This window comes from Noviherbaspirillum album (genome assembly GCF_035916955.1).
GTDB classification, from domain to species: Bacteria; Pseudomonadota; Gammaproteobacteria; order Burkholderiales; family Burkholderiaceae_D; genus Noviherbaspirillum; species Noviherbaspirillum album.
Map to the genome: position 1 here is coordinate 18,050 of NZ_JAWIIV010000055.1, position 12,600 is coordinate 30,649.

At 59.9% G+C, this 12,600-nt stretch carries 5 protein-coding genes and 1 pseudogene; 4 read left to right on the forward strand and 2 right to left on the reverse strand.

Features of this window, described 5'->3' with window-relative positions; translation table 11 throughout:
* Nucleotides 1-11: 11 nt before the first annotated feature.
* Nucleotides 12-281, reverse strand: a pseudogene (locus tag RY831_RS30535) (ISKra4-like element ISBte2 family transposase); the annotation flags it as partial.
* 92 nt (nt 282-373) lie between these two features.
* Nucleotides 374-1,342 (reverse strand): IS5 family transposase, encoded by a 969-nt coding sequence (locus tag RY831_RS30540; protein WP_326510087.1) that lies wholly within the window; start codon nt 1,340-1,342, stop codon nt 374-376.
* Between the two features lie 365 nt (nt 1,343-1,707).
* Here RY831_RS30540 and RY831_RS30545 point away from each other — a divergent pair, with 365 nt between their 5' ends.
* From RY831_RS30545 to RY831_RS30560, 4 genes are all read left to right on the forward strand, one after another.
* Nucleotides 1,708-1,905, forward strand: a complete 198-nt coding sequence (locus RY831_RS30545; RefSeq protein ID WP_326510088.1) for a hypothetical protein — start codon at nt 1,708-1,710, stop codon at nt 1,903-1,905.
* A gap of 121 nt (nt 1,906-2,026) precedes the next feature.
* A complete protein-coding gene (locus tag RY831_RS30550) occupies nt 2,027-2,197 on the forward strand; it encodes a hypothetical protein (RefSeq protein WP_326510089.1) in 171 nt (56 codons plus the stop codon).
* Between the two features lie 466 nt (nt 2,198-2,663).
* Nucleotides 2,664-3,407: a 4'-phosphopantetheinyl transferase family protein gene (locus RY831_RS30555; RefSeq protein WP_326510090.1), complete on the forward strand. Its 744-nt coding sequence runs from the start codon at nt 2,664-2,666 to the stop codon at nt 3,405-3,407.
* 280 nt (nt 3,408-3,687) lie between these two features.
* The coding region (locus tag RY831_RS30560; RefSeq protein ID WP_326510091.1) for an aminotransferase class III-fold pyridoxal phosphate-dependent enzyme at nt 3,688-12,600 on the forward strand (8,913 nt) is incomplete at its 3' end.

A 12,600-nucleotide genomic window follows, 5' to 3' on the forward strand; every position in this document is an offset into this window, starting at 1 on the left:
CAGGAGAACAGTCAAAACCAGAGGCACTGCCAGGCAACACATTGCCAATGATCGTCACGCTTTTGCTTTGCGTGGTTTCGCCGCCGATCAGACATGTCACGCATTTTAAGCTCGCCGTTTAGCACCGCTACTCGAACCTGAACGAGAAGATGTGCCCCTTTGTTAGTCCAACGCATCTGCCTCTTTTTCGCGCAACGCAAGCTAACGACTTCGTTGACTGCCGATTCAGCGATGCTGCTGCTGATCGGCATGCCGCGCCGATAACGCCATCCGTAGTTGACCAGATATCGAGCATTGGATTCCAAGTACCAAACATGCCGCGCAGATTCCACGATAACGCCCTGTACGCCGCGTCCTCCGGTGTTAGAGCCTGTTATGAACTAAAGCCGAAGATGGACATTGTTTTACTGAGCATGAGGCAGACGAAGGCGACGTAGTGAAGTCCGGCCAACGTCTGTGCCATGCGTTCATAGTCGCGAGCCAATCTTCGAAATCGCGCGGCCCAAGCGAAGCTGCGTTCAACGACCCAGCGCCGTGGTAGCAGCACAAAGCCCATCTTGGCCTCGGTATGCTTGACCACCATGAGCTCCATGCAGAAGCCCTGTGCCTGCTCGGCCGCGGCTTGCCCGGTATAGCCCTGATCGACATATGCGATCTCGACGTTAAGGTTTGTCGCTTCCTGTACGCTCTTGGCGAGCTGGGCTACCTGATCCCGATCCTGTTCATTGGCTGGAGTGACATGCAGCGCCAGCAAATGACCCAAGGTATCGACGGCCGCATGCACCTTCGATCCTTTGCGGCGTTTTGCACCGTCATAACCGGCACGAGCACCACTTTCCGGTGTGGATTGAATCGTTCTGCTATCGAGAATTGTCGCCGTCGGTGCCGGTTCGCGTCCAGCAGCCAGGCGNAAATGACCCAAGGTATCGACGGCCGCATGCACCTTCGATCCTTTGCGGCGTTTTGCACCGTCATAACCGGCACGAGCACCACTTTCCGGTGTGGATTGAATCGTTCTGCTATCGAGAATTGTCGCCGTCAGTGCCGGTTCGCGTCCAGCAGCCAGGCGTAGTAGTGAACGCAGATCATGGGCAATCGATTCGAAGCAACCTGCCTTGATCCAGCGCTGTGTCTGTTGATACACGGTGTACCAGGGTGGAACGTCATGCGGCAACATACGCCATGGGGCACAGCTTCTTACCAGCCAGCGCAGGGCATTGAACACCTCACGCAATGAATGATCACGTTGCGCTGCGTCCAATGGCAGCAACGATAAACAAGGTGCAACGAAGTCCCATTCTTTGTCTTGCACGTCGCTTGGATAAGGTTTTCTGGCACTCATGCCGCCATGGACTTGTTGCTATTTCATTAGTTCATAACAGGCTCTAGGGAACCTGCAGAATAATTGGACTTTGGTGCCCACTCTGGCCCTACCACCTGTCTGTCACCCTAAACGGCCACTTGCGATAAATTACCTCTGACAGCGGACAACCCTGACCGGAAGTACAATTTTCTAGACGGTGGACCCTCGATAATGACCATACTCGGCGACGGCTAAAGAAGTAATGACGATCAACACCATTACATCGCCCTAGTAGTCTGACACTGCTCGCTTTTCGATTTTAAAGCAGTCCAAGGGGATTGCCCCCAGCAGGAGACTGTGATGAACCGGAAATATGTGCTGCAACTCACTGCGCAAGAGCGGACATGGATGGCAGCAATGGTGCGAACCGGCAAATCGGCGGCATGGAAGATCCGACTGGCGCAAGCGCGCAGTGCAGAGATGCGGCTGGCTGGACCTTGAATTTGATGGCCGACAAACTGGTGAAGCTGCGCGTTGTCAATGCGATTTCACGCGAAACCGTGCAGCGCACACTCAAAAAAACGACTTCAAACCGTGGTTGAAAGAGCAATCGTGCACCCCGCCGGCCCATGATGGCGAGTTTGCCTGCCAGATGGAGCAGGTGCTGGAAGTGTACGCCCGGCCGTACGATACACGCTACCGTGGGCACAGCACGTCAAGGAAGTGGTAGATGCGCCGTGCTATAGGCAGGCCGAGCGGATCACGCTGGTATGCGACACCCTCAATACCCGCCGGTTGGCATCGCTGTACGAGGCATTTGCACCGGAAGAGGCGCTGCGACTGGCGCGCAAACTGGAATTGGTGCATACGCCTCTAAGCATGGCGGCTGGTTAAATATGGCCTAGCCGGAGTTGAGCGTACTGACACGTCAATGCCCGGACCAGCGCATCGGTGCACAGGAGCGCGTAGCCGAGCTTGCCGAGAACTGGGCCGAGACACTAGTAAGCCATTGAAAAATAAGAAGTAAAAAGAAACCGCACTAAAATGCATGGAAAGCACACTTACCCCTGCAAATGGACCGAAAAGCCCAAGCGGATCATTGACAGGTCCGCCTACCGTCTTAAACCGCACCAAAAAACAGGGCACGCCTGATACTGTTCGCTTTCTCTCACGCTGACTTCCTTATCGCAAAAGAATCTATTTTTTGCATACTTCGGGACTGTGCTATAGCATCGAACTTGGCATCGACAAATTGATGGCTGTGATTGCAGCGAAAGGACGGCATCTCCAGAATGGATAGACCCTTAAGTTCTTGAGTGATAGGGAAAATTTAGAATAATTAGCTCCAATCTTCTGCTCCATGCCATCTTTTCGTCAATTCAAACTGCAGGTAAAAACGGCAACACCACTGGATTTCGCGTTTCCAGCGCTCGTTGAGGATGATGCCGTATGCATCGGATTGGCTATCGACTGGAGAATTTCGCACGCACTGTACCAAGCCGCACTGGCATTCACTGTTAAAGATGAACACGAGCGTGCGGGCCGATTCCTTCACATGAAGGACGGCCTTCGCTATTTGTTGGGCCGAGCGATGCTGCGCCGTACAGCGGCGAATTACGCAGACATGGATCTTCACGCTCCAATTCCGGTGAACGCATGGGGCAAGCCTGTACCCGCCTGCGATTTTGGTTTCAACATCAGCCACTCAGGAAACCAGGTCTGGGTTGCCGTATCTCCGCGCAAAGACGTTGGCATTGATGTCGAGTCAACGCTGGCACTGCAAGATGCCAACGACATCATCCCGAACTTTCATCCTCTGGAAATTTCCAATCTGCGCAATGAGTTTGATACAACTGCGGTAATGCGATGCTGGAGTAGGAAGGAGGCTATCGCCAAGGCAGGGGGTACGGGATTGTCACTTCCACTGAATAGTTACGCAGTCGCGACGGATGCGCAAGCATCGGGTTGGATGCGCATTGCGCCGCCGGGGACTCGTGTAACGGATTGGACAGTGTGCGATATTCCGATTGGGACGGATTATGTAGGCGCTCTGGCAATTCTTGGGCATTGTGGCCACATCACGGTGCTTCGCTTGGCGGCGTAACCCGGAACTTACAAATTTTGACAAAACGCCTTTTGGCAAAGTACGGCGAAAATTTTGTGCAGGTGCACAAATGTGCAAGTTTCAGTCAATTCGCTGATTTTCAATTGTTATTCCTAGCGGGAAATTTTATACTCGCCTGACTTGTTTGTGCTCTGCAAGCAGGGAGCAGCAGCATGGGAAGGCCGCAGTTCTGCAAGGCGGTAAATCGTGGATGGAAAATCCGTGTCCTCTGCCTAAGCGAAGACAACCGGACAAATTTGGGCCGGGAGACGGAATAACAATGACAGAAAAGATTACATTAGTGTTCTCGGGCATCGGGACACAGTGGATCGGGATGGGAGCATCGCTGCTGGCACATGATGCAATCTTTCGCTCCGCAGTGACTGAAATCGATGCCCTGCTTTCGCCGCTGCAGAACTGGTCGTTGCTGGATTTGCTCTCGGGACGTGAAAAGAAAGTCAGCCTGGACCAGCCAGAAGTTGCACATCCGGCAATTTTTTCCATTCAGATTGGCCTGACACGGTGCCTGCTGCACCGAGGCCTGCGGCCCGAGGCCGTCATCGGCCATAGCGCCGGCGAAGTTGCCGCCGCTGTCTGCGCCGGCGCGCTGAGCCTTGAAGATGCCGTCGTGCTGGTTGCGGCGCATAGCCGCTTGATTGCCGCCGTCACCCCCGGTGCGATGCTGCATGTTCCGCTCGATGCGGAGACGGTGGCTTCCCGCATTGCCCAATCGAAGACGCCTCTCGAGATTGCGGCAATCAATTCCGACGAGGCTGTTGTCGTTGCCGGGCCTCCCGATGCCATTTCCGCATTCGATGCAATGCTCAAGACAGACGGTATCGATACCCGCCTGCTCAGCATCCGCATCCCATTCCATACCCGCGCGGTAGAACCGCATCTCGATGATTTCAAGGCGCGCATCGCGGGCATTCGACCACTGCCCGGTTCCAAGGCCTTTTATTCTTCGCTGCGCGGCGGCCTGGCACTGGAAGGCGACTTCTCCGCCGATTACTGGGCTCGCCATATCCGCCGGACCGTGCAATTTCCCGCGGCCGCACGCAAGATGTTCGAAGACGGCATCAACCGTTGCATCGAAGTCAGCCCGCATCCCGCCCTGCTCCAGCACCTGGCTTCCATCGCCGGCATTGACAATCAGGCATTGAGCTTCGAGGCGACGCTTAAGCGCGGTGACGACGAACCTGTCTGGCCGCAAACGCAACAAGCATCACAAGCACAACGAGGCGCCGGGACTGGAATCGACATGCAGGCGCTGAAGGACGCGCTGGAGGAACTCATTGCCGACATGACCGGCGCTGCATGGCCAAGCGACGCCACCCGGGCAATGACATGGTCCGAACTGGGATTCACTTCGCTATTGATCACCCGGTTCATGAGTGAACTGTCAACGCGTCTTGGCAGGCCGCTGTCCGTCACTCTGCCCTACCGTTATCCCACGCCAGCCGCCATGATCGAAGGACTGGCAACACCGGATGGCAATGCGGAGCGGCACTCCTCAAGGGCTCGCCATGACGAACCGGTAGGTATTGTCGGAATGGCTTGCCGCTTCCCGGGCACGGCAGACAATCCGGATGCCTTGTGGGACATGCTGGTTTCCGGTACCGACCCTGTCACCGACATTCCATCCGAACGCTGGGATGCAGACGCTTTCTATAGCGCGGAACGCGGCGAAAAAGGCCGCAGCGTCACGCGCTGGGGCAGTTTCATTGCCAGCCAGGACCTGCGCGATTTCGACGCGAGGCATTTCCGCATGACGCCCAAGGAAGCCAGCGCGCTCGACCCGCAGCAGCGCCTTTTGCTTGAAGTCACGTGGGAAGCGATCGAGAACGCCGGCTTTTCGGTGGCGGAGCTCAAAGGCCGGCAAGTCGGGGTTTATATTGGCATTTCAACCGACGACTACAAGAATTCAACCCTGTATCACGACATCGAGTCGCTCGATCCCTACGCCGGAGCCGGCACGATGAGTTGCACCGCAGCGGGTCGACTGTCGTATTTTTTTGGATGGGAAGGCCCCAACCTGGCCATCGACACGGCCTGCTCCGGCTCCCTCGTTGCCCTGCATCTGGCTTGCCAGGCATTGCAGGCAGGCGAGTGCGAAATCGCAGTGGTCGGCGGCGTCAACGCGATGCTGACCCCTCACCTGTTCGTCTATTTCTCGAAAGCCGGCATCATGTCGCCGACGGGGCGCTGCCATGTATTCGATGACTCCGCTGACGGTTACGTACGGGCAGAGGGTTGCGGAATCATCGTGCTGCAGCGTGAATCCGACGCCGAGCGCGCCGGTGGGCGCGTCAGGGCCCGGGTGCTCGGGTCGGCGGTGAACCAGGATGGCGCGAGCAGCGGATTCAGCGCGCCTAACGGCGCCGCCCAGCAGAAGGTACTGCGCAAGGCATGGCACCAGGCCGGAGTGACTCCTGCGGATATAGGTTATCTGGAAGCGCACGGCACCGGCACGCCGATCGGCGATCCTATCGAACTGGAGGCGATTGTCGCAGCCGTTTCGCCCCAGCGTTCGCCGCAGGACAGGATACTGGTCGGGTCACTCAAGTCGAACCTCGGACATCTCGAAGCCGCGGCAGGCGTTGGCGCGGTAATCAAGACGGTTCTCGCACTGGAAAACGATCGGATTCCGGCCAACCTGCATTTCCGCAAGCCCAATGCCCATATGGACTGGGAAAATCTGCCGCTGCAAGTGGCCGATCGCAATCAGCCGTTCCCCGAGCGGGGCGGCCGCCATATTGCCGGAATCAGTTCGTTCGGATTCAGCGGCACCAATGCTCATGCCGTCCTGGAACGCGCGAAGCCGCATGAGGCCGCGGCCGTCCGCCCCGTACAGGTATTGGCACTGAGCGCGCCTGACAGCGATTCTCTGCGCAGCCTGGCGCAGACTTATGCCCAACGCCTCGGTCGGCTCGACGCGGCGGGGGTGGCTGATCTTGCGTGCTCCACTCATCTTTCGCGAACCCATTTTCCCAGTCGCGTTACCGTGGCAGCACCTGGTCACGAAATCGCGGGCCTGCTGCAACAATGGGTGAAGGAGCAGAAGGCAGGTGCGCAGCTCTTTACCGGCGAAGGCGAAAGCGGGCCGCTCGTTTTCGCTTTTACCGGCCAGGGTTGCCAGCATCCCGGCATGGCCCGGGCGCTGTATGAAAGTGAGCCCAGGTTCCGCGAGGTACTGGACCGTTGCGAGGCCGCGCTCATTTCGGCCGGCCATCCCGGCATGCTGGCCCTCGTGCTCGATGCGAACGCAAATGCCGCATTGCTCGAATCCACCGATGTTGCGCAGCCGGCAATTTTTGCGATGCAGTGCGGCATTGTCGCGTTGCTTGCATCGTGGGGCATCAAGCCGGATCGCGTCGTCGGCCACAGCATTGGCGAGTTCGCGGCCAGCGTCTGCAGCGGAGCGCTTGAACTGGAGGAGGCGCTGGCACTGGTGGTGGAGCGCGGCCGCCTGATGGCGAGCCTGCCTCCCGGAGGCGCCATGGCCGCGGTGCAGGTCGATGCCGAAACCGCCGATGGCGCGATCGGCGAATACCGTGAGCGAGTCGCGATTGCCGCCATCAATGGCAAACGCATGATTGTCCTCTCGGGTGAATCCGATGCGCTCGACGCGGTGCTCTCTCGCTTGGGCGCGCCGGGAGCGAGGGCGAAGAAACTGGTGGTATCCCACGCATTTCATTCGCCCTTGATGAAGCCCGCGGCCGATGCGTTTGCATCCTTGACTGCACCCGCTTCAAGGAAAGCAAGAATCCGCTGGATTTCGACACTGGACTGCAGCGACTTGTCCGAGACGGGGGTTGATATCGGCTACTGGGCACGGCAGATCGTGTCTCCGGTGCGCTTCTCCGACGCTCTGGACGCGCTCGAAAACGAAGGATGCCGCACATTCATCGAGATCGGCCCGGCCGCAGTGCTGACGCCGCTGGGGAAAAACCGGGAGAGCAACCTCCAGCAGACCTGGATTGCCACACAAGAACGTCATCGCGACGGCAATCTGAGCATGGGCGGTGCGCTGGCAGCCCTGGCTGCGCTTGGACATGATGTGGACTGGTCGGCATTCGATCCGCCCGCCGGGCGCCGACGGGCGGACCTTCCCGCCTATCCGTTCCAGCGCCGACGCCACTGGAGGCAGCCGGTCTTGCCGGGCACGGCTTCACCCGAGACGCGCGATGCAGTCGTGCCGGAAATATCTCCGTACGCCTGGCTCAACCGATTTGCGCTTTGCAAATTATCTTCGCTGCTGCACGATGCCGGCCTGACGGACGCACATCAGGTGGAGGAATGTTGGCGCAGGCATTTCGCAAGTTGTTTGCGCTTGCTGACCGATGCGGGCTTCTTCATCGAGCGCAACGGCCGCATCGTGCAGAACGAACTTCCACCGACCATGGGCAGGAGCGCCGTACACCTGGCCGAGGAGCAAAAGCGCTTCCTGAGCGCGCACCCAAGCCTGGCTGGCTGCCTGGAATTGCTCGACGCATGCTTGAACGGATACGTCGACATCCTGACGGCACGGCTGGATCCGATGACCATCCTGTTCCCCAATGGCAGCATGGAGCGGGTCGCGTCGGTCTATGCGAACAATGAGGTGCAGGACAAATTCAACGGCCATGTTGCCAATGTCGTTGCCGACCTCTGCAGCGCCCTGGTGGCGGGCATGCCGGAACGCCGCCTGCGCATTCTCGAGATCGGTGCGGGTACCGGCGCATCCACGTCGGCAATCCTTGCCGCGTTGCCCCGCCATGCTTCGATCGATTATTGCTTCACCGATATCAGTCCGGCCTTCCTCGCGCGTGCGCGCAAACGCTTTGGCCAGTTGAGATTTGAACGGCTTGATATCGAACAGCATCCTTGCCGGCAAGGCTTCAGCGAGGGTGAGGCCGATCTGGTGATTGCCAACAACGTACTGCATGCAACGAGCGACATCGGCGTCACGCTGGAGCACGTGCATTGGCTTACCGCGTCGGGCGGTGCGCTGGTATTGAACGAGCAAACCGAACTCCAGCCATTCATTCACCTGATCTTTGGCCTGACCGACGGCTGGTGGCGCTTTACCGATTCGGTGCGGGAAGGCGCCTCGTCGCCGGTTCTCTCGCACGCTCAATGGACCGACGCGCTCGGTCGCGCAGGATTCGATGTGCAGCCCGATCCGTTCAACACGGATGCCGGCCAGACAGTATTTATTGCCAATGTCATGAAAAAGGATTTCGAGATGGCAGCAGAAGTTCATGCTTCGTCCACCAACAGCACGCCTGTGCCCCGTGCCGACGCCGAATCAGCACTGCGGGAAATACGCGCAATGGTCGCCGAACTGACCGGCCTGGCACAGGAAGACATTGACCCGGATGCGGCACTGATCGATCTCGGCCTCGATTCGCTGATGCTGGTACAGATGAAGACGCTGCTGTCGGAAAAGCTGGCGCTGGATATAGACATGGCGGACTTCTACGGCGACCTCGACAGCGTGGCGCGGCTGGCGGAAGTGGTTCCGGTCAGCAGCGCTGCTCCCGCAACTCTGCCTCCGACAACCCCGGCCGCGACAGTGGCTGCGGCACGGATGCAGGCGCAACCTTCACTTCAATTGCACGCAAACCCGGCGACGTTGCCGAATAGGCCGGTTGCGGCGGCTTCCGAAACCATGTTCGCAGCCGGCAGCGCAGCTGCCGTTCAGGGTGATCTTGCGAAGCTGATGTCGCAGCAATTGGAGTCGATGTCGCGACTGATCAGCGAACAGAATGCGCTACTCGCAGGCGCGCCGGCCGCATTCCAGGCAACCGCTGTTGCTGTACCTGCGGCTGTACCGTCGGTGCCAGCGGCATCCAGCACCGTTCGAACAAGCTCGGAGATTTCCGTTCCGGCCGCCAAGCCGGCCGGAAAAGCCGGCACCCCGAACTTTCGCTCGCTCAAACTTGACAGCGACAAGCTGACGCCAGGGCAAAAAACGTTTGTCGACGAACTCGCGCGCCGTTATTCGGCACGTACTCCCGGCTCCAAGGCACTGGCGGATCGCACTCGCGATACGCTGGCCGACTGGAAGAACACCTTGAGCTTCCGGTACACGCTCAAGGAAATGATGTACCCGATCGTTGCGGAGAAGTCGAAAGGCTCGCATTTCATCGATATCGACGGCAACGATTTTCTGGATGTCACCATGGGCTGCGGTATCGCCCTGCTCGGTCATGCGCCGGAATGCGTGACGCGTGCCGTGCATGCCCAGGTCGATGCGAATTTCGCGATCGGTCCGCAGACCGCGCTCGCTTCCGAGGTCGCGGAGCGTTTCTCCCGCATCACGGGCATGGAGCGCGCCACATTCTGCAATACCGGGGCTGAAGCCGTCATGATGGCGGTGCGCATCGCGCGCGCCGTGACGGGCCGCAGCAAGGTCGTGATCTTCAACGGTGCGTATCACGGCACCTGGGACGGCGTGCTCGGCGTGGAACACAAGGGAGCGGTCCACCCGATTGCCGCCGGCATTCCGCAGGGCATGGTCGATGACCTCGTCATCCTGAACTATGGCACCGACGAAGCGCTGGCCGCGCTGCGCCAGCAGGCCGGCGAAATCGCCGCCGTGCTGGTGGAGCCGGTGCAGTCGCGCCGCCCGGGCTTTCATCCCGCCGACTTCCTCCGGCAGTTGCGCAGCATCACCGAGCAGGCCGGCGCCGCATTGATTTTCGACGAGATGATCACCGGCTTCCGTATTCTCCCCGGCGGCGGCCAGGCCTTCTATGGCATCAAGGCGGATCTGGCAACCTACGGCAAGATTGTCGGCGGCGGTTTGCCGCTGTCGGTCGTCGCGGGCTCCGCGCGCTTCATGGACGTGGTTGACGGCGGCGCATGGCGTTATGGGGACGATTCCAAGCCGGAGAGCGATGTCATCTATTTCGGCGGCACCTATGTAAAGCATCCGCTGGCTCTGGCGGCGGCCAAGGCTTCACTCGAATTCATCGAGCAGACCGGGTTGCAGGGATACCAGGAACTCAATGCGCGTACAGCCCGCCTGGCCGATACCATCAACGCATGGTTTGCAAGCGAAGCCGTGCCGCTGAACATGAGCCATTTCGGTTCGCTATTCCGTATCGACGGCACCGGCCGCTATAGCAGCATCATGCAGCCGGTGGAACTCGATCTGTTCTTCCTGCTGCTGAATCTGCGCAGCATTTATGTGTGGGAGCGCCGCATCTGCTTCCTGTCCTTCGCTCACACCGATGAGGAAGTCGATCACCTGATCGAGTGCATGAAGCAAGCCGTGCTGGAATTGCGCGCGGCCGGTTTCGAATTCCGGTCGGACGGTTCCGGCGGAAAGCCTCCCTCATCCGGCGGCAATCCGCAGGCAGGCGGCGGCAATGCGATCAGCCAGAATGCCGGTCCTGCCGCATCTGCGCAGCGCCGCATGTTCGCGCTGGCCGAAATCGAAGGGCCGAGCGTCGTGTACAACGTTCCGCTGGCCATACGCCTGCGCGGCGCCCTGGACCGCAGCAGGCTCGAACAGGTCCTCGCCGACCTCGCCGCGCGCCATCCCGCGTTGCGCACCCGTTTCGCGATTGAAGGCGATGCGCTGGTGCAAAAGGTCGATCCGGTGATGCAGCTTCGAATCGAGCCGATCGAGGCGGATGCGGCGGAAGCTTCGCAGCGGCTGGATTCCTTCGTGCAGCCTTTTGATCTGAAGACGGGACCGTTGTTCAGGGCCGGCCTGATGAAGCTGGATGACAGCGACCACATCCTTATCATGGATGCGCACCATATCGTCGTCGATGGCTTGTCGCTCAACATCCTGGCGCAGGAACTGATGGCGGGCTATGGCGGACAGCCGCTGCCGAAGCCTGGCGCAAGCATGATCGATTACGCCATGAGCGAGGCCGGATACCTGTCATCCGACGCCTGCCGGCGCGATGCCGAATACTGGAAATCCCGGTTCGACAGCCTGCCGCAACCGCTGCAGCTGCCGCTCGACTACCCCCGCCCCGCCCGGCGGCGGCATCGCGGCGCGGACCTGCTGGCCAAGCTGGACAGCGCAGCGACATCGCGCCTGAAGGCAGCGGCGCGCGCGTCGAAAATGACTGTCTTTCCCTTGCTGCTGACGCTTTACGCGACGCTGCTGCATCGGATCTCGGCGCAAGACGACCTGGTGATCGGCCTGCCGGTAGGCGGACGCGCCGAGCCGCGCTTCCGGAATACGGTCGGCATGCTGGCGGCTACCCTGCCTCTGCGCATGCGGTCCACTCCAAATGAAAGCCTTGCCGCCAGCGCCCGCGCCTGCCACAAATCGTTTCTCGAAGCGCTTGGGCATCAGGCCTATCCGCTGGAAGCTCTCATTGCATCCCTCGAATTGCCGCGCGACACCTCGCGCAATCCGCTGTTCGATACCATGTTCATCTACGAGGACGGTAACGACCGGGTCTATCGCATGGCGGGCCTGGAGTGCGCCCCGGCGGACGTGTCCCGGCATGCGGCGATGTTTGACCTGGCCATGGAAGTGGTCGAAGCCGAAGGCGAACTGACCATGCGCTGCGAGTACGATGTCGACCTGTTTTCGCAGGCTGGCGCGCAGGCCATCCTCGATGCGTATGTCCGCCTGCTGAGCCAGGCACCCGATATGCTTGAACAGCCGGTGAACGAACTGGAACTGGTGGACACGCAGCAGCGCGAGCGGCTTTTGTCCCTCGGCAGCGGCGGCCCGGTGCCGGTACACGGCACCTTGCTGCAAGCCTTCGATGCGCAGCTTGCAAAAGATCCGAATGCCACGGCACTGATCGCCGATGGTGTCGCGATGAGCTATGCAGAGCTGAATCGGCGCGCCAATGGCCTCGCCCAGGAACTTCACGCCGGCGGTCGGCTGCCGCCGGAGTCGACAGTGGCGCTGATGTCGCACCGCGATGCCGGCCTGCTGGTCGGACTGCTGGGTATCCTTCGCGCAGGTGCGGCCTACGTGCCTGTCGATCCGGACTTTCCCGCCGAGCGCATCCGCCAGATGCTCGAGGGCAGCGGCTGCCGCTGCGTGGTCGCATCCTCCTCATTGATCGAACGGATTCCGGCATTGCCGGGAGGCCGCGTCATTGATCTCAACGGAATCGGCGAACTCGCTGAGGCAAATCTCACGCCCGCCGCCATTACGCCGGACTCGCTGGCCTACGTCATTTTCACCTCCGGCTCCACCGGCACGCCCAAGGGCGCCATGCTC